19 protein-coding genes are annotated in these 18,802 nt (G+C 63.7%); 17 read left to right on the top strand and 2 right to left on the bottom strand.

Translation table 11 applies throughout. The features are described from left to right. The first annotated feature begins 16 nt into the window (after positions 1–16). From infB to ligA, 16 genes are all read left to right on the top strand, one after another. Positions 17–2,605 carry a translation initiation factor IF-2 gene (gene infB / locus HHL08_RS07895; RefSeq protein ID WP_169572120.1) on the top strand — a complete coding sequence of 863 codons (2,589 nt, stop codon included), beginning with the start codon at positions 17–19 and terminating at the stop codon, positions 2,603–2,605. A gap of 77 nt (positions 2,606–2,682) precedes the next feature. Next, positions 2,683–2,934 (top strand): type II toxin-antitoxin system RelE family toxin, encoded by a 252-nt coding sequence (locus HHL08_RS07890; protein WP_169572118.1) that lies wholly within the window; start codon positions 2,683–2,685, stop codon positions 2,932–2,934. Continuing rightward, positions 2,931–3,305: a helix-turn-helix domain-containing protein gene (locus tag HHL08_RS07885; RefSeq protein WP_169572117.1), complete on the top strand. Its 375-nt coding sequence runs from the start codon at positions 2,931–2,933 to the stop codon at positions 3,303–3,305. Before HHL08_RS07890 ends, HHL08_RS07885 begins: the two co-directional genes overlap by 4 nt. A gap of 4 nt (positions 3,306–3,309) precedes the next feature. Continuing rightward, positions 3,310–3,711, top strand: a complete 402-nt coding sequence (gene rbfA / locus HHL08_RS07880) for a 30S ribosome-binding factor RbfA (RefSeq protein WP_169572306.1) — start codon at positions 3,310–3,312, stop codon at positions 3,709–3,711. Positions 3,712–3,742: 31 nt separating this feature from the next. Further along, positions 3,743–4,024 carry an AbrB/MazE/SpoVT family DNA-binding domain-containing protein gene (locus HHL08_RS07875; protein WP_169572115.1) on the top strand — a complete coding sequence of 94 codons (282 nt, stop codon included), beginning with the start codon at positions 3,743–3,745 and terminating at the stop codon, positions 4,022–4,024. Then, positions 4,021–4,407: a type II toxin-antitoxin system VapC family toxin gene (locus HHL08_RS07870; protein ID WP_169572113.1), complete on the top strand. Its 387-nt coding sequence runs from the start codon at positions 4,021–4,023 to the stop codon at positions 4,405–4,407. Before HHL08_RS07875 ends, HHL08_RS07870 begins: the two co-directional genes overlap by 4 nt. Next, positions 4,407–5,309, top strand: a complete 903-nt coding sequence (locus HHL08_RS07865) for an alpha/beta hydrolase family protein (protein WP_408021761.1) — start codon at positions 4,407–4,409, stop codon at positions 5,307–5,309. Before HHL08_RS07870 ends, HHL08_RS07865 begins: the two co-directional genes overlap by 1 nt. 10 nt (positions 5,310–5,319) lie before the next feature. Then, a complete protein-coding gene (locus HHL08_RS07860; RefSeq protein WP_169572109.1) occupies positions 5,320–5,898 on the top strand; it encodes a thymidine kinase in 579 nt (192 codons plus the stop codon). A 31-nt stretch (positions 5,899–5,929) separates the two neighbouring features. Next, positions 5,930–6,967: a tRNA pseudouridine(55) synthase TruB gene (gene truB / locus HHL08_RS07855; protein ID WP_169572108.1), complete on the top strand. Its 1,038-nt coding sequence runs from the start codon at positions 5,930–5,932 to the stop codon at positions 6,965–6,967. After that, positions 6,968–7,237 (top strand): 30S ribosomal protein S15, encoded by a 270-nt coding sequence (gene rpsO / locus HHL08_RS07850; RefSeq protein WP_169572106.1) that lies wholly within the window; start codon positions 6,968–6,970, stop codon positions 7,235–7,237. Between the two features lie 238 nt (positions 7,238–7,475). Then, positions 7,476–9,809, top strand: coding sequence for a polyribonucleotide nucleotidyltransferase (gene pnp, locus HHL08_RS07845; RefSeq protein WP_169572104.1), 2,334 nt, complete (start codon positions 7,476–7,478; stop codon positions 9,807–9,809). Between the two features lie 160 nt (positions 9,810–9,969). Continuing rightward, complete coding sequence (locus HHL08_RS07840) at positions 9,970–10,992, top strand: sensor histidine kinase (RefSeq protein WP_169572102.1); 1,023 nt, start codon at positions 9,970–9,972, stop codon at positions 10,990–10,992. A gap of 54 nt (positions 10,993–11,046) precedes the next feature. After that, entirely contained in the window at positions 11,047–11,835 is a 789-nt protein-coding gene (locus HHL08_RS07835; protein WP_169572100.1) for an outer membrane protein assembly factor BamD, read from the top strand. Between the two features lie 50 nt (positions 11,836–11,885). Continuing rightward, positions 11,886–13,550, top strand: coding sequence for a DNA repair protein RecN (gene recN / locus HHL08_RS07830; protein ID WP_169572098.1), 1,665 nt, complete (start codon positions 11,886–11,888; stop codon positions 13,548–13,550). Positions 13,551–13,698: 148 nt separating this feature from the next. After that, complete coding sequence (locus HHL08_RS07825) at positions 13,699–14,073, top strand: putative quinol monooxygenase (protein WP_169572096.1); 375 nt, start codon at positions 13,699–13,701, stop codon at positions 14,071–14,073. Between the two features lie 393 nt (positions 14,074–14,466). Further along, the gene (ligA, locus tag HHL08_RS07820) at positions 14,467–16,536 is read left to right on the top strand and encodes an NAD-dependent DNA ligase LigA (protein WP_235954984.1); all 2,070 of its coding nucleotides are present in this window, start codon (positions 14,467–14,469) and stop codon (positions 16,534–16,536) included. Here ligA and HHL08_RS07815 read toward each other — a convergent pair. Continuing rightward, the gene (locus HHL08_RS07815) at positions 16,533–16,928 is read right to left on the bottom strand and encodes a winged helix-turn-helix transcriptional regulator (RefSeq protein ID WP_169572092.1); all 396 of its coding nucleotides are present in this window, start codon (positions 16,926–16,928) and stop codon (positions 16,533–16,535) included. The genes ligA and HHL08_RS07815 overlap by 4 nt on opposite strands. Before the next feature lie 108 nt (positions 16,929–17,036). Between HHL08_RS07815 and HHL08_RS07810 the strand changes: the two genes are divergently transcribed. Continuing rightward, positions 17,037–17,648, top strand: coding sequence for an NAD(P)-dependent oxidoreductase (locus HHL08_RS07810; protein ID WP_169572090.1), 612 nt, complete (start codon positions 17,037–17,039; stop codon positions 17,646–17,648). Between the two features lie 133 nt (positions 17,649–17,781). On the opposite strand, the gene yghU is transcribed toward HHL08_RS07810, so the two are convergent. Continuing rightward, positions 17,782–18,651, bottom strand: coding sequence for a glutathione-dependent disulfide-bond oxidoreductase (gene yghU / locus HHL08_RS07805; protein WP_169572088.1), 870 nt, complete (start codon positions 18,649–18,651; stop codon positions 17,782–17,784). Between the last annotated feature and the right edge of the window lie 151 nt (positions 18,652–18,802).

Raw genomic sequence — 18,802 nt, 5'->3', positions numbered from 1 at the left:
GGTTAAGTTCAGTCGTATGAGTGACAGCAAGGAAGACAAGCCGGTTCTGGGCCGCAAGCCACTGGGCATCAAGCGGACCGTGGAATCCGGTCAGGTGCAGCAGCAGTTTAGCCATGGCCGCAAGAATACGGTCGTGGTTGAAGTGAAGCGGCGCCGCGTCCTGGGCAAGCCGGGTGAGACGACCGGTGCTGCCCCTGCGGCTGCGCCCCAGGCCGATCCCACGCCGGCCGCGCCGCGCCCCGCCGCGCCTGCGCCGCAGCAGGCCCGCGCGCCGCAGCCCGCGCCGGTGCGTCAGTCGCCGCCGCAGAGCCTGATGTCGCGTCAGGAATTGCAGGCCAAGCTGCTGCGCGAGGCCGAAGAAGCCCGCATGACCGCGCAAGAAGATGCGCGCCGTCGTGAGGATGCCGCGCGTCTGGCCGCCATCGAGGAACAGAAGCGCCGCGCCGAAGAAAGTCGCAACGTCGCCGAAACGGCCGATGTGACGCCTGCGCCTGTCGCACCGGCAAGCCCGGACCCTGTCGCCGAAGTTGCAGCGCCCGCGCAGCCGACGCAGGCGGAGGCAGCGCCCGCTGCACCTGCCGAACAGGAGCAGCCCGTTGCCGGCGCGGTGGCCGCCCCCGCGCCGCCCCCGCGTCGCTTTACCCCGGTGTCGCCGATCAAGCGCCCGGAACCGGCCAAGCCGGAACGCGCGAAGAAGGGCGAGGATAATCGTCGCCAGGCTGGCAAGCTGACCGTCACCAAGGCCCTGGCCGACGACGACAGCGCCCGCGCTCGCAGCCTTGCCGCGCTCAAGCGCGCCCGTGAAAAGGAACGCCGTGCGCATTATGCAGGCGGTTCCAAGACGCGTGAGAAGCAGTCGCGCGACGTCGTGGTGCCTGAAGTCATCACCGTTCAGGAACTGGCCAACCGTATGGCCGAAAAGGGCGCGGACCTGGTCAAGTCGCTGTTCAAGATGGGGCAGGCGGTTACGCTGAACCAGCCGATCGATCAGGATACGGCAGAACTGCTGGTCGAAGAATTCGGCCACCGTATCCAGCGCGTGTCCGACGCCGACGTGGAAATCGGTATCACGGGCGAAGCCGATGCGGTCGAAACCCTGAAGACTCGCGCGCCGGTCGTGACGATCATGGGCCATGTCGATCACGGCAAGACCTCGCTGCTGGACGCCTTGCGCGGGACCGATGTGGTCGCGGGCGAAAGCGGCGGCATCACCCAGCATATCGGCGCCTATCAGGTGACGACCAAGGGTGGCGACGTCATCACTTTCCTCGACACGCCGGGCCATGAAGCCTTCTCGGAAATGCGCGCCCGCGGTGCCAACGTCACCGACATCGTCATCCTGGTGGTGGCGGCCGACGACGGGCTGATGCCGCAGACGATCGAGGCGATCAATCATACCAAGGCCGCTGGCGTGCCGATGATCGTGGCGATCAACAAGTGCGACAAGCCCGACGCCAATCCGCAAAAGGTGCGTGAGCGCCTGTTGAGCGAGGAGATCGTGGTCGAGGATATGGGCGGCGACGTTCAGGATGTGGAGGTTTCGGCTCTCAAGAAGACCGGCCTTGACGAACTGATCGAGAAGATCCTGCTCCAGGCCGAAGTCATGGAACTGACCGCCAACCCCGATCGCGCTGCCGAAGGCAATGTGATCGAGGCGCAGCTGGACAAGGGCCGCGGCGCGGTCGCCACCGTGCTGGTGCGCAAGGGCACGCTCAAGGTCGGCGACACCTTCGTCATCGGCGCAGAGAGCGGCAAGGTCCGTGCGCTGGTCAATGACAAGGGCCAGCAGGTGAAGTCCGCCGGTCCATCGACCCCGGTTGAAGTGCTGGGCCTGTCCGGCGTTCCCAAGGCGGGCGACCAGCTCACCGTCGTCGAGAACGAAGCGCGCGCCCGCGAAGTCGCGGCCTACCGCCAGGAGCAGATCACGCTCAAGCGGACGGCATCGATTCCGACCAACTTCGAAAGCATGTTCTCTGCGCTCAGCACGACCATGATCGAATATCCGGTCGTGATCCGGGGCGACGTGCAGGGTTCGGTCGAAGCGATCGTCACCGCGCTCAACCGCATTTCGACCGACGAGATCAAGGTGCGTATCCTCAGCTCCGGCGTGGGTGCGATCACCGAAAGCGATGTTACGCTGGCAGCCGCCAGCCGCGCGCCGCTGATCGGCTTTAACGTCCGTCCCAACGCCAAGGCGCGTCCGCTGGCCGTGCGCGAGAAGATCTCGTTGCGCTATTATGACGTGATCTACGACCTTCTTGAGGAAGTGCGTGGCGAAATGGCGGGCCAGCTGGCGCCCGAACGCATCGAAACGATCGTGGGTCGCGCCGAAGTGTTGCAGGTGTTCCCGGCGGGCAAGAAGGACAAGGCGGCAGGCCTCCTCGTCCTGGACGGCATTATCCGCAAGGGGCTCAATGCGCGCCTCACCCGGTCCGACGTCATCGTGTCCAAGACGGTCATCCACTCGCTGCGCCGGTTCAAGGACGATGTGTCCGAAGTCCGCGCAGGCATGGAGTGCGGTGCGGTCTTGCAGGATACGAACGACATCAAGGCTGGCGATACGCTGGAACTGTTCGAGGTCGAAGAGCGCGTCCGCACGCTGTAAGTTACAAAATCCGGTCAGGAAATTAGCTATGAGCTAAATTTCTTGACCGGATTTTCCCATCCATATAGTTTATATGGATGGATATTCGTTTTTCGAAAACGGCGATGAGGGCATTGCTGCGGTCGAATAAGCGGATGCTTATCCGGCAGAAAATCGACGAATTGGCGGGTGATCCGGCGTCGTTGGAAGCGAATGTGAAACGCTTGCAGGGTCGACCTGAATATCGCTTGAGGGTTCAGGACTGGCGCGTGATTTTTCGCATCGATCAGGATATTCTCTGGATCGACGATATAGCGCCACGCGGATCGGCTTATGAGGTGAACCCATGACTGTCCAAATTGTCGAGATCGCCGGTCAAAAGATCGCCATGTTGCCGATCGAGGATTATCAGCGGCTGGTCGATATTGCCGAGGACAGGGCGGATGGAATGGCCGCTGTCGATGCGGAACATCGTCGCGTAGAAGGCGAGGAATATGTTCCTGTAGAAGTAATCGACAAGATCATGGCTGGCGACAGTCCATTGCGTGCATGGCGAAAATATAGAAATCTGACATTGCAGCAGTTAGGGCTTAAAGCAGGCATTACGTCTGCTTATTTGAGCGACCTTGAAAGAGGTAATAACCAAGGTTCCATCGGCACTTGGATCAGACTTGCTGAGAGTCTCACTCTTTCGCTTAGCGACATAGCACCTGAAAGTTAGATTGATGGTTTCACAACAACCCGAAGGCTCAACCGTCCGCCTGCTCCGTGTGGGCGAGCAGGTGCGTCATATCCTGTCCGACATCCTCCAGCGTGACGATGTGCATGACGATGTGCTAGCCAAGCATGTCGTCAGCGTGACCGAAGTGCGCATGTCGCCCGACCTGCGCCATGCCACCATCTTCATCAAATCGCTGCTGGGGCAGGATGAGGCTGCGGTGCTCAAGGCGTTGCGCACCAACACCGCCTATTTGCAACGTGCGGTCGCCGGCCGCATGACGCTCAAATATGCCGCCAAGCTGAAATTCCTGGCGGACGACAGCTTCGACGAAGGCAGTCATATCGACAAGCTGCTGCGCCAGCCCAAGGTGGCGCAGGATCTGGTGAAGGACGAGGGCGAGGATTGACTTGGCGCACGGTAAGACGCATCTTACCGTCATGAACGCTAAGACCACCCTATCGGCCAAAGGCCAGGTCGTCATCCCCAAGGATGTGCGCGACCAACTCGGCCTTGCGCCCGGTCAGGTGCTGGATGTCGTCCTGATGGGCGGCGGCGTGTTGCTGAAACCCCAGCATAAAAAGTCGGGCCGCAGCTTTGAAGAAATCATGGCGGGTATCAAGGCGCGTATGGACTATAAGGGGCCGCCCGTCAGCATAGAAGACATGAATTTGACCATCGCAGAGCATTGGGCAAAAAGCGGAGAGCAGGGCGACTGGTGAAAGCGGTCGATACCAATATTCTTGCCAGAGCGATGATCCGAGATGACGCCAACCAGGCGGGCCTTGCGGATTCGGTGCTGGCGAGCGGCGCATATGTGCCGCTGACAGTGTTCCTTGAAACGGCGTGGCTGCTATCCAGCCGTTATCAACTGTCGCGATCGGTTGTTGCCGATACGCTGATCGACATACTGGATTTGCCCAATGTCTCCGTCGAAGAGGGCGATGTGGTCCAATGGGCGATCGAACGATATCGGCATGGCGGCGACATCGCTGACGCGCTGCATATTGTCGCTTCGATTCGTGCGGACAGCTTCGTTACGTTCGATCGCGGAGTGCTCAGGAAGCTTGGCGATTCTCCTCTGCCAATCGAGGTTTTGAAATGATGCGCGTGATATTGGCCTGCTTACTGTCTTGTGGAGTGGCAGCTGCGTCAGCCCCCGCCATCGCCAAGGAGCCAGCAATCCATTCCGCCGTCATTGCCGATCCCAGGCCGGACGCGGCCTATCCGGCGGGGATGAGCGCTTTCGTCATTCCGGCGCAGGACGGGGCGATGAACGCGGTGCTCTACACCGCCGCGGGGGCGGGCATTCATCCGACGCTGCTGTTGCTGCATGGTTTTCCCGGTAACGAGCAGAATCTGGACTTGGCTCAGGCCGTGCGCCGGGCCGGGTGGAATGTGCTGACGCTCCATTATCGCGGCAGTTGGGGCAGCCCCGGCACCTTCTCCTTCGCCAATGCGTCCGAAGACGCCTTCACCGCGCTGCAATATCTCCAGCAGCCCTCAGTCGTCGCCAAATATCGCATCGACACCAGCGCGATCGTGGTGGCCGGGCACAGCATGGGCGGTTTCATGGCCGCCGATGCCGCCGCCGCCGACCCGCGCGTCGCCGGGCTGTTCCTGATCGACCCCTGGGACCCGGCGCAGACCGTGGCGGCGCTGGCCACGCCGGAAGGCGAGGCGGGGTGGAAGGCCGAAGTGGCGAGCGACCTGCCGCCGCTCCATGGTGCGACCTATGAGGGGCTGACCGGCGAGATTAAGGCGGACGGGCAGAAGTTCGACCTGGGGCGTCGGCTGGCCGGCTTTGGCCGCCGTCCGCTGACATTATTGGGCGCGGAAAAGGGGATCGGCGCCATGGCGCGCAAGGCGGCGGCCGATGCGCAGGGGGCCAATCCATCCGCGCGGTTGATGGTATGGCCGACCGACCACAGTTTTTCCGACAGCCGCATCGCATTGGCTGACGCACTGGTGCGTTTCCTGGCTGGCGTCGCGCCGACGATCCGCTAATCGGGGATCGATGGCGAAGCTCTATTTCTACTATAGTTCGATGAATGCGGGGAAATCGACCACCCTGCTGCAATCGGACTTCAACTATCGCGAACGCGGCATGGACACGATGCTGTGGACCGCCGCGCTCGACGATCGCTACGGCCGGGGGCGGATCGTGTCGCGCATCGGGCTGGAGGCGCATGCCGCTCTGTTCGATCCGCAGGTCGACATCTTCGCCGCCATTGCGGCCCAGCATCAGGCGACGCCGCTGTCCTGCGTGCTGCTGGACGAAGCGCAGTTCCTGACCGAGGCGCAGGTGTGGCAGCTGGGCACGGTCTGCGACCGGCTGGGCATCCCGGTCCTCTGTTATGGCATTCGCACCGATTTTCAGGGCCAGCTTTTCGCCGGCAGCGCCGCGCTGCTGGGGCTGGCCGACACGCTGACCGAGATCAAGACGGTGTGCGATTGCGGGCGCAAGGCGACGATGAACCTGCGCGTCGATGCGGGCGGCCGGCCGATTCAGCACGGCGCGCAGACGCAGATTGGCGGCAATGACCGCTATGTGGCGCTGTGTCGCCGGCATTTCGTGGAGCAGATGCAGGGCTGACAGCGGCGGCCGCGCGCTATACAGGCGCGCCATGCACGGCTGGATCATCCTCGACAAACCCCATGGCCTTGGTTCGACCCAGGCGGTCAGCGCAGTCAAGCGCGCGCTGCGGATCAGCGAGGCGGGCAAGTGGAAGGTCGGCCATGGCGGCACGCTCGATCCGCTGGCGACCGGCGTGCTGCCGATCGCGATCGGCGAGGCGACCAAGCTGGCCGGACGGATGCTCGACAGCGACAAGATTTACGATTTTACTGTCGCTTTCGGTGTCCAGACCGACACGCTGGATCTGGAAGGCAAGACGATCGCGGAGAGCGACCTGCGCCCGACGCTGGCGCAGGTGGAGGCGATATTGCCGCGCTTTACCGGGCCGATCGAGCAGGTGCCGCCAGCCTATAGCGCGATCCTGATCGACGGCCAGCGCGCCTACGACCTCGCCCGCAAGGGAGAAGAGGTCGAGATGAAGCTGCGATCGGTGACGATCCATGGGCTTGAAATATCCTTTCCCCAAGGGGGAGAGGATGGCGCAGCTTGCCCGCGAAGCGGGTTAGCGGAGCCTGGAGAGGGGGAGGGTGCGCAAAGCCCCTCTCCAAGCGCGGCTAGGCAGCAAGCTGCCGAGCCTTGCTATCCTCTCCCCCAGGGGGAGAGGATCGACGCGGTAACTCTTACAGCACATGTCTCCAAGGGCACCTATATCCGCTCCCTCGCCCGCGACATCGCGCTGGCGCTGGGGACGGTCGGCCATGTCACGATGCTGCGCCGGGTGAAGGCCGGGCCGTTCACGCTGGAAGCGGCAATTTCGCTGGACAAATTGGACGAAGCTGCTAGGGGCGGCGGCATCGGTGGGCTTATGCTGCCGTTGACGGCGGGGCTGGACGACATCCCGGCTCTCCCCGTCTCTCCCGATCAGGCAATCGCTCTCCGCCAGGGGAAGATACTGACCGGGATCGCTGCCACCGACGGCCAGTATCTGGCGACATTGGGCGATATCCCCGTGGCGCTGGTGCGGTCGGACGATCATCAGATCGTCGTGGTGCGCGGTTTCAACCTGATGTCGAGGGAAGACGATTAGATGACGATTACTGCCGAGCGCAAGGAAGCGCTGATCAAGGAATATGCCCGCGCCGAGGGTGATACGGGTTCGCCCGAAGTTCAGGTGTCTATCCTGACCGAGCGTATCCAGAACCTGACCGAGCATTTCAAGGGTCACCACAAGGACAATCATAGCCGCCGTGGTCTGCTGATGATGGTCAACAAGCGTCGTTCGCTGCTGGACTATCTCAAGAAGAAGGATCAGGCGCGCTATGTCGACCTGATCGGTAAGCTGGGCCTGCGTAAGTAAGCCTGCTAAAAGGGACGGCCCCATTCGGGGCCGTTTCTGATTCTGACATCCATCGTCTGGCAATTCGGCACGGCGATGGAATTTTTGGGGGAGTGTCCCCCACGCTGTTCGCTCGGCAAAGCCCGTCAACAGGCTCAGGGCGAACGGATTTGAGGAGTTCGCTCCTCACTCATGGGTCCACGCGACCCTCCAAAGGCCCCGCCCGGCAATAGGGCCAGGTGGGCGAAGGAAAAAATCTATGTTCGACGTCAAGAAAGTATCCATCGAGCTGGCCGGCAAGACGCTGACCCTCGAAACCGGTCGTATCGCGCGCCAGGCTGACGCCGCCGTGCTGGCGACCTATGGCGAAACCGTGGTGCTATGCGCCGTGACCGCCGCCAAGAGCGTGAAGGAAGGCCAGGATTTCTTCCCGCTGACCGTTCACTATCAGGAAAAATATTCCGCCGCCGGCCGCATCCCCGGTGGCTTCTTCAAGCGTGAGCGCGGCGCGACCGAAAAGGAAACGCTGGTTTCCCGCCTGATCGACCGTCCGCTCCGTCCGCTTTTCCCCGAAGGCTTCTACAACGAAATCAACGTCATCGCCCAGGTGCTGTCGTTCGATGGCGAAAGCGAGCCGGACATGGTGGCGATGATCGCCGCATCGGCTGCTCTTACCCTGTCGGGCGTGCCCTTCATGGGTCCGATCGGCGCGGCGCGCGTCGGCTACAAGGATGGCGAATATCAGCTCAACCCGTCGCTGGACGAAGTAAAGACCGGCGAACTCGACCTGGTCGTTGCCGCCACCTACGACGCGGTGATGATGGTCGAATCCGAAGCGAAAGAGCTGTCGGAAGAGATCATGCTGGGCGCCGTCCTGTTCGCGCATGACGCGAGCAAGAAGATCGTCGATGCGATCATTGCCCTTGCGGAAAAGGCCGCCAAGGACCCTTGGGATATGGCCAAGGGCGATAATCTGGACGACCTGAAGAAGAAGCTGAAGAAGCTGATCGGCAAGGACATCGCCGCCGCCTACAAGCTGACCGACAAGTCGGCCCGCTCCAACGCGCTGAACGAAGCCCGCGCCAAGGCGAAGGCAAGCTTCACCGCCGAAGGCCTGGACGCCCAGACCGTCATGGCCGGCATCAAGCTGACCAAGAAGCTGGAAGCGGAAATCGTGCGCGGCGCCATCCTCAAGGACGGCAAGCGTATCGACGGCCGCACCACCACGCAGATCCGCCCGATCGAAGCGATGGTCGGCTTCCTGCCCCGCACCCACGGTTCTGCCCTGTTCACGCGCGGCGAAACCCAGTCGATCTGCACCACGACGCTGGGCACCAAGGACGCCGAGCAGATGATCGACGGCCTGACCGGCCTGCATTATGAAAACTTCATGCTGCACTATAACTTCCCTCCCTATTCGGTCGGTGAAGTGGGCCGCTTCGGCGCGCCGGGTCGTCGTGAAGTGGGCCATGGCAAGCTGGCATGGCGTGCGCTGCACCCCGTTCTGCCTAGCAAGGACGAGTTCCCCTACACGATCCGCGTCCTCTCGGACATCACCGAGTCGAACGGTTCGTCCTCAATGGCGACCGTCTGCGGCGGTTCGCTCTCGATGATGGACGCCGGTGTGCCCCTGAAGCGCCCCGTGTCCGGCATCGCCATGGGCCTGATTCTGGAAGGCAAGGACTTCGCCGTCCTGTCCGACATCCTGGGTGACGAAGATCATCTGGGCGACATGGACTTCAAGGTCGCCGGCACGTCCGAAGGCATCACCACGATGCAGATGGACATCAAGATTGCGGGCATCACGCGCGAAATCTTCGAAGCGGCGCTGACGCAGGCCAAGGAAGGCCGTGCGCACATCCTGGGCGAAATGGCGAAGGCTCTGGACAGCACGCGCAGCGAATTGTCGGCCCATGCCCCGCGCATCGAAACCTTGCAGATCGACAAGTCGAAGATCCGCGAAGTCATCGGCACCGGTGGTAAGGTCATCCGCGAAATCGTCGCCGAAACCGGCGCGAAGGTCGACATCGACGACGAAGGCCTGATCAAGATCAGCTCGTCCGATCCCGCGCAGATCGAAGCGGCCCGCAAGTGGATCCTGGGCATCACCCAGGAAGCGGAAGTCGGCAAGGTCTATGACGGCAAGGTCGTCAACATCGTCGATTTCGGTGCGTTCGTGAACTTCATGGGTGGCAAGGACGGCCTCGTCCACGTTTCCGAAATGAAGAACGAGCGCGTGGAAAAGCCCACCGACGTCGTGTCGGAAGGCCAGGACGTGAAGGTCAAGGTTCTGGAAATCGATCCGCGCGGCAAGGTTCGCCTGTCGATGCGCGTCGTTGATCAGGAAACCGGCGAAGAATTGGAGGACACCCGTCCTGCCCGTGAAGCGCGCGAACCCCGTAGCGATCGCGGCCCGCGCCGTGATGGCGGCGGCGGCGAAGGCCGTGGTCCGCGTCGTGAAGGTGGCGAAGGCCGTGGCGATCGTGGTCGTGGCCCGCGCCGCGACGGCGGTGACCGTGGTCCGCGCCGCGAAGGCAGCAAGGACGACGGCCCGGCGCCGGGTGGCCTGCCCGACTTCCTGACCCAGGACTAAGCGGGCGCGCCGATCCCCGGATCGGCGTCCCAACAGATAAAGGCGGGGTGTCCGGTTGCCGGGCACCCCGTTTTTGTGTCCGTCAACCCGCAGACTGATTTCGATCAAGGCAGGGGCTGAAACTTCTGTTACTGTAGCGATACGTCTTTTGGGGATCATCATGCAGCGTAGCAATGAGCGGTTCGTTGAACGCCTGCCGCTCGTCCTCGATCGGCCGGTCTATGGCTATGTCTTGACGTTGCTATTCTGCGGCGCGGCGCTTTTGTTGCGGTTTGCGGCCGAACAGCTGCTGCCGGTGGGCTATCCCTTCGTCACCTTCTTCCCCGCGGTCATTCTATCGTCGTTTCTGTTCGGCATCCGCCCCGGCATCTTTGCCGCGCTGCTGTGCGGTCTGTTGTCCTGGTATTTCTTCATCCCGCCGCTTGGCCGGTTGGAGATGAACCCGGCGGTCGCGGTGGCGATGACCTTCTATATGGGGGTCGTGGTGGTCGATATCGCCCTGATCCATCTGATGCAGCGGGCCAATTTCAACTTGGCTGTCGAGCGGGAGCGTAGCCGCGCGCTGGCGGAAAATCGCGAATTGCTGTTCCACGAACTCCAGCATCGGGTGTCGAACAATCTCCAGGTTGTCGCCGCGATGCTGGCGCTCCAGCGCCGCCATGTCGATCATGAGGATGCCCGCCGCGCGCTGGACGACGCATCGGGCCGGGTGGCGCTGGTCGGCCGGATCAGTCGCGCGCTCTACGATCCGTCGGGGGTGGGGCAGGATGTGGAGACATTCCTCACCACGCTGGCCAAGGATGTGCTGGACGCCAATGGTCGGCAGGATATCGCCCTGACGGTCCGGGCGCCCCACGCGATGAGGCTGGACGCGACCATCAGCGTGCCATTGGCGCTGATCGTGGCCGAAGCGGTCAGCAACGCCGTCGAACATGGATTGCCCGACCGGCCGGGTCGGATCGACGTCGCCCTTGCGACGCAGGACGGCGCGATCGGCCTGCGTATCGCCGATGATGGCCATGGCATCGTCACGGATATGCCGTCGGGCGGTGCCGCCGGGTCGCTGGGCCTGCGCATCGCGCATGCGCTGGCGGGGCAATTGGGCGGGCGTTTCGCGCTGGAAGCGGGGGCATCGGGCGGGGCTGTCGCCCGGCTAGACATCCCTGCGCGCGCCGCCTGTTGAACGACACGCATTCTGCCGCTTGGCGACGGCGCATCCCTCGGCTATGACCCGCCCATGCTGACGAAAACCACGACGCGCATCGGCGCGGCCACCGCCCTGGTCCTGACCGCTTCGCTTGTTCTGACAGGCTGTTCCACGTCGAAGAACAAGGCCGACACCCAATATGTCGCGCGCGACGTGTCCACCCTGTATAACAGCGGCAAGGACCGGCTGGATCGGGGCCAGTATAAGCTGGCCGCCGCCCTGTTTGACGAGGTCGAGCGCCAGCATCCCTATTCGCCATGGGCGCGCCGGGCGCAGCTGATGTCGGCCTTCAGCTATTATATGAACCAGGACTATGCAGAATCGATCTCGGCGTCGCAGCGTTTCCTGTCGATTCATACGGGCAACAAGGACGCGCCCTACGCCTATTATCTGATCGCGCTTTGCTATTATGAGCAGATTGCCGACGTCACCCGCGACCAGAAGATCACGCAGCAGGGGCTGGACGCGCTGGGCGAACTCATTCGCCGCTACCCGGAAACCCGATACGCCGCCGACGCGCGGTTGAAGGTCGATCTGGTCAACGATCATCTGGCCGGCAAGGAAATGGAAGTCGGCCGTTTCTATCAGCGGCGTGGCCAGTGGCTGGCCGCCACGCTGCGTTTCCGATCGGTGGTCGACAAGTACCAGACCACGACGCATACGCCCGAAGCGCTGGAGCGGCTGGTCGAATCCTATCTCTCGCTCGGCATCCCGGCCGAAGCGCAGAAGGCCGCCGCCGTGCTGGGCCGCAACTATCCGGGCACCAAATGGTATGAGCGCAGCTATAAGCTGATGCAGGAACATGGCGTCAAGGCCTGACGGCCTTTTTGCCTGTTCCCCTTTTGTGCGGTGACAGGTAGAAGCGCGCCATGCTGATCTCGCTCGCCATCCGCAATGTCGTGCTGATCGAGGCGCTGGACCTGGAGTTCGGCGCGGGCCTTTCGGTGCTGACCGGCGAAACGGGGGCGGGCAAGTCGATCCTGCTCGATTCGCTTGGCCTAGCGCTGGGCGCGCGCGCCGACAGCGGCCTGGTGCGCAATGGCGAGGCGCAGGCCAGCGTCATCGCCACCTTCGAACCGCCGGCCGCCGCCACCCGCGTCGCTCTGCTGCTGGCGGACAATGGCATCGAGATCGAACCGGGCGAACCATTGTTGATCCGCCGTCTGGTGAAGGCCGATGGCGGCAGCCGCGCTTTCGTTAACGACCAGCCCTGTTCGGCGGCGCTGCTGCGCGAGTTGGGCGGATCGCTGGTCGAGATCCACGGACAGCATGACGATCGCGGCCTGCTCAACCCGCGCGGCCATCGCGCGCTGCTCGACAGCTATGGTCGGTGCGATGCGGGCACGGTGGCGTCGGCGCATGTCGGCTGGCGGGCTGCCGCCAAGGCGCTGGCGGAGGCGCGGGCGACCGTGGACAATGCCGCGCGCGACCGCGATTATCTGACACACGCGGTCGAGGAATTGCGCAAGTTCGCGCCAGAGCCGGGCGAGGAGGCGACGCTGGCGGAGGAACGCGCCACCATGCAGAAGGGCGCGCGCCTGACCGACGACCTGTCCGCCGTCGGCGATTGCCTGACCGGGTCGGATGGTGGCCTGGCCCAGTTGCGGCAGGCCGCGCGTCGGCTGGACCGGATCGCGTCGGAAGAGCCGCTGCTGGCCGCGGTGTTGGAGGCACTGGATCGGGCCATGGTGGAGGCGGGCGAGGCCGAGGATCGGCTGGCGGAAGCGGCTGAGGCGTTGAGTTTCGATCCTGCGCGTCTCGACATGATTGAAACCCGGCTGTTCGACCTGCGCGGGCTGGCGCGCAAGCATCAGGTGCAGCCCGACGATCTGGCCGCGCTGCGCGACGAGATGGATGCGAAGCTGGCCGCGATCGAGGGCGGCGAGGAGCATATCGCGGCGCTGGAAAAGGACGTCGCGGGGAAGGCTGCTGCTTATCGTGCCGCTGCTGAGGCGCTGTCGGGTGAGCGGCAAATGGCGGCCGGGCGGCTGGATGCTGCGGTGGCGGCGGAATTGTCGCCGCTCAAGCTGGACGCGGCGCGCTTTCGCACCGTGGTCGCGCAGATGGACGAGGGGCAATGGAGCCCGCAGGGGATGGACCGGGTGGAGTTCGAAATCTCGACCAATCCGGGTGCGCCCTTCGCACCGCTGGCCAAGATCGCGTCGGGCGGCGAATTGTCGCGCTTCATCCTGGCGCTCAAGGTCGCGCTGGCCGAGCGGGGCGGGGCGGACACGCTGATCTTCGACGAGATCGACCGGGGCGTGGGCGGGGCGGTGGCCGATGCGATCGGCGAACGGCTGTCGCGGCTGGCGAAGAGCAACCAGATACTGGTCGTCACCCACAGCCCGCAGGTCGCGGCGCGGGGGGCGGGGCATTTGCTGATCGCGAAATCGAGCGACGGCACGGTGACGCGCACCGGCGTTCATGCGCTGGACGATGCGGAACGGCGCGAGGAAATCGCGCGGATGCTGTCTGGCGCGGAGATTACCGCAGAGGCGCGGGCGCAGGCGGATCGGTTGCTGGAACGGGTTTGATGCCGGTGTTCCCGCGCAGGCGAGACATTTGCTGGCGTAGGCCCAGCATTGGCCGTTCCCCGGCGAAGGCCGGGTCCAGTTCCAACGCCGGACTGGACCCCGGCCTTCGCCGGGGAACGGTAAGTCGATATGCAGGGGAAAGTGACATATGACCCATAACCGTAGAGACATGATCGGCCTCACCGCCGCCGCGATCGCCGCCAGCGCTATCCCCGCCGCTGCGCAGGATGCCGCGCCGCGCTATGGCCTGATCGGCCAGATGCTGAGCCAGCCGGGTAAGCGCGATGAACTGGTCGGCTATCTGAGTGATGCGACCGGCGCGATGCCCGGTTGCCTTTCTTATATTATCGCGCTGGACAGCGCGAACCCGGACGCGATCTGGATCACCGAAGTCTGGGACGGCCAGCAAAGCCATGCCGCCTCGCTCAAGCTGCCCGCCGTGCAAACCGCCATCGCCAAGGCGCGGCCGATCATCGCGGGCTTCGGGCAGCGGTTCGAGACGGTGCCGGTGGCGGGATTATAGTATTGTGAGCGATCATTCGGAACTGAAACTGCGGTCAATGAAGGACCAGCCTACGCGGTTTTTGCCTGTCATCATAGGGATGACAGGCCGTTTGGGAATGCTCGCATCGATCGCAGTTATTCCGCCCTTGTTGCTATATGGTTCGCTATGGTGGGGCGCTCTGGGTATGCGGCATCGGCTAGATCCGATAGGGGACAAATATTGGTCTGCATGGACGGCACTTGCGATCATTCTGGCCGTTTTTCACATCTGGTTATGCAACGTGAAAATATTGGATGCTAGCAGTGGGAGGGCTGCCGCTTTGTTCGTGGCCCTATCGACTTCTATTGTCATTGCCTGTCCATCTAACTGGGGCTTCCACTCGTGAATGAAGCCGAAGCCGCCAACCGCCTGATGCGCCTGGCGCGCGAAGTAGCGAAGCATAACCGGCTTTATCATGATCAGGATGCGCCGGAGATCAGCGACGCGGCCTATGACGCGCTGATCGCCGAGAATAACGCGCTGGAGGCGGCTTTTCCGCAGTTGATCCGAGCCGATTCGCCCAATGCGCAGGTGGGGGCCGCCGCTACTTCCGCGCTGAAAAAGGTGCCGCACGCCGTCCGCATGATGAGCCTCGACAATGGCTTTTCCGATGAGGATATCGGCGAATTCCTGGCCCGCGTCCGCCGTTTCCTGGCGCTGCCGGACGACGCGCCGCTGGCGCTGACCGCCGAGCCGAAGATCGATGGCCTGTCCTGCTCGTTGCGCTACGAGAAAGGCGAACTGGTGCTGGCCGCGACGCGCGGCGACGGTGCGACGGGGGAGGATGTGACCGCGAACGTCCGCACCATCGCCGACATTCCGCATACGCTGGCCGGTCCGAACATCCCCGACCTGTTCGAGGTGCGGGGCGAGGTCTATATGGCCAAGGGCGACTTCGTGGCGCTCAACCAGCGGCTGCTCAAGCAAGCCGACGACCCGGACAAGGCGCGGCAATTCGCCAATCCGCGCAACGCTGCCGCCGGTTCGCTGCGCCAGAAGGACGCCGCCGTCACCGCCAGCCGTCCGCTGCGCTTCCTCGCCCATGGCTGGGGCGCGCACAGCGCCGTGCCCGCCGACACGCAATCGGGCGTGATGCAGGCGATCGCGTCATGGGGCCTGCCGGTGTCCGACATGCTCGCCTGCGTCGATAGGCTGGACGCGCTGATCGCCCATTATCGCGCGATCGAAGCGGCACGGGCGGACCTGCCGTTCGATATCGACGGGGTAGTCTATAAGGTCGACCGGCTCGACTGGCAGCAGCGGCTGGGCTTCGTGGCGAAGGCGCCGCGCTGGGCCATCGCGCATAAATTCCCCGCCGAACGGGCGCAAACCACGCTGGAGGCGATCGACATTCAGGTCGGTCGCACCGGCAAGCTGACCCCGGTCGGCCGCCTGACCCCCGTCACCGTGGGCGGCGTGGTCGTGTCCAACGTGACGCTGCATAATGCCGACGAGATCGCACGGCTGGGCGTCCGTCCCGGCGACCGCATCGTCGTGCAGCGCGCGGGCGACGTCATCCCGCAGGTGGTCGAGAATCTGACCCGCGACGAAGAGCGCGCGCCTTTCCCGTTCCCGACCCATTGCCCCGTCTGCGGCTCCGAAGCGGTGCGGGAAGAGGAAGAGGTCGATTATCGCTGCACCGGCGGGCTGATCTGTCCGGCGCAGCGGTTCGAACGGCTGCGCCATTTTGTCAGCCGCGGCGCGCTCGATATCGAAGGGCTGGGGGAGAAGTCCATTCAGGAGTTTCTCGACCTGGGCTGGATCGCCGAACCGGCTGAGATTTTCCGCCTGAAAAAGCATCGCCCGGACCTGATCGGCCGGGAAGGGTGGAAGGAGAAGTCGGTCGACAATCTGCTCGCCGCGATCGAGGCGAAGCGCCAGCCGGACGCGGCGCGGCTGCTGTTTGGCTTGGGCATCCGTCATGTCGGTGCGGTGACGGCGCGCGATCTGCTCAAACGCTATACCACGCTGCCGGGCGTGCGTGCGTTGGCGCAAGAGATCATTGCGCTGCGCGATGCGGCCGACCCGGCGGAAACACAGGCCAAGCGCGACAAGGCGATTGCCGAACATATCGGCGTCGAAAATGTCGGTGCGGCGGTGGGCCATGCGATCGCCGACTTTTTCCACGAACCGCATAATGTGGAGGCGTGGGACGATCTGCTGCGCGAAGTATCGCCGCCCGACTATGTCGTGGAAACCACCGCCAGCGCGGTGACCGGCAAGACCGTCGTCTTCACCGGCAAGCTGGAAACCATGAGCCGCGACGAGGCCAAGGCGCAGGCCGAACGGCTGGGCGCGAAAGCGGCCGGATCGGTCAGCGCCAAGACCGATCTGGTGGTGGCGGGGCCGGGGGCGGGATCGAAGCTGAAACAGGCGGCCGCGCTGGAGATCACAGTGATTAGCGAGGCCGAATGGGCGGCGATCGTGCAGGCGGCGGGTTAGGCAGCCATCGCATCGGCCAGCGCGCCGTCATGCGCGCGCCGCGCCGCCATGATGGCGCCGACATGGGATTCGGCCCATTGGGTGACCTGGTCCAATATGCGGATCAGGCCGCCCGCCAGCGGGGTCAGCCGATATTCCACCGTCACCGGTACGGTGGGGAAGGCGGCGCGACTGACCAGGCCGTCGCGCTCCAGGCTCTTCAATGTTTGCGAGAGCATCTTTTGCGAGATGGCGCCGATCCGCCGCCGCAGATCGTTGAAGCGCGCCGGGCCGTCCTTCAACGTCAACAGCACCAATACCGCCCATTTGTCGCCGATCCGGTCGAGAATATGACGGGTCGGGCAGTCGGGATTATAAGCGTCGCCGATGCGCAGCGGCTGGGGCATGGTCATGAAGGCGGTATCCTGGGCGTAACCTGGTGAAGGCGAAGTGCCTTCTTGCGGGGATGATATCGCAATCGCTATCTGGTTTCCATCAGTAACCACCATGGAGACGGGCATATGAAGGTAGCGATCATCGGCGGCACGGGCCGTGCGGGCACGGAAATCAGCGCGGAACTGGCGCGGCGCGGGCATCGGGTGACAGCGATATCGCGTCATCCCGACAATGCGATCGATGCTGACGGCGTCACGGCGGTGGCCGGCGACGTGGCGCAACCCGCGGCGCTGGTCGAGGCGATTCGCGGCCATGATGTCGTGGTGAGCGCGGTGATGTTTGCCGATACCGATCCCCAATCGCTTGTCGGCGTGGTGCGCGATTCGGGCGTGCCGCGTTACTTGGTGGTCGGCGGTGCGGGAAGCCTGGAGGTCGCGCCCGGCGTGGCGTTCATCACCACGCCCGACTTTCCCGAAGTCGCCAAGGTCGAAGCGGGCAAGGGCACGGTGTTTCTCGACTATCTCCGCGGGGTCGAGGACATCGACTGGACCTTCCTGTCACCATCGGCCTATTTCTTCGTGGGTGATCGCAAGGGGAGCTTCCGGCTCGGCAGGGACGCACTGGTGGTCGATGGCGAGGGCAAGAGCAGCATATCCTACGCCGACTATGCCATTGCGCTGGTGGATGAGATCGAAACGCCGCAGCATAGCCGAGGGCGGTTTACGGTGGGCTATTAATCCAAGACATCGGTTCGTTTCGAGCGAAGTCGAGAAACGAGGCAAGGCCGCGTTCAGCGAAACTGGCGACGCCTTGCGCAATCCGCTTCTCGACTTCGCTCGAAGCGAATAGCGTTGGGGAGGGCGGCCGCGCTTAAGCCGCCCCTTCCAGCTTGTCCTGGGTCTTCGTGTCGAAATCGCCGGCATCATGGCGTTCGTGCAACTGCTCTTCCAGCGGCCCGTTCACCTTGTTGACCATGCGGCCGCGTTTCACCGCCGGGCGGGCGTCGATCTGCTGCGCCCAGCGAACCACATTCTTGTAGCTCGCCACGTCCAGAAATTCCGCCGCATCATAGGCGCGGCCGAGCACCAGCCCGCCATACCAGGGCCAGATCGCAATGTCGGCGATGCTATATTCGGCACCCGCAATATAGTCGTTATTGGCCAGTTGGCGGTCGAGAACGTCCAGCTGCCGCTTCACTTCCATCGTGTAGCGGTTGATCGGATATTCGAACTTTTCCGGCGCATAGGCGAAGAAATGGCCGAAGCCGCCGCCCAGCAGCGGTCCGGCGCCCATTTGCCAGAACAGCCAGTTGCGCGCCTCGGTCCTTCCCGCGGGATCGGCGGGCAGGAACTTGCCGAATTTTTCGGCCAGATAGAGCAGGATCGAGCCGGATTCGAACACGCGCTGCGGCGGCGACACGCTATGATCGAGCAGGGCGGGGATCTTGCTGTTGGGGTTGATGCCGACGAAATCGCTGCCGAACTGGTCGCCATCACCGATGCGGATCAGCCAGGCGTCATATTCCGCGTCGGTGACGCCCGCTGCCAGCAGTTCCTCCAGCAGGATCGTCACCTTCTGCCCATTGGGCGTGGCGAGCGAATAGAGCTGGAGCGCATGGTCGCCCACAGGCAGCGCCTTGTCATGGGTTGCGCCTGCGATCGGGCGATTGATGGACGCAAACGGGCCGCCATTTTCCTTGTCCCAGGTCCAGACTTTAGGAGGGGTATATGTCTCGGTCATGCGGGCAGGCTCCGATAAGGGGATATGGCCCGCAAGTAGGAAGCGGCCCCGCCGCCCGCAACCAAGCGCGTCTCAACTATCCATGATTATTTCGCATCGGTCCTGACCACCGGTGCGCGAACGAGGGCGGCGCGTGCGGGCGGTGCACCTG

Source organism: Sphingobium psychrophilum, assembly GCF_012927105.1.
Taxonomy (GTDB): domain Bacteria; phylum Pseudomonadota; class Alphaproteobacteria; order Sphingomonadales; family Sphingomonadaceae; genus Sphingobium; species Sphingobium psychrophilum.
This window is presented reverse-complemented; position numbering and strand designations above follow the sequence as displayed.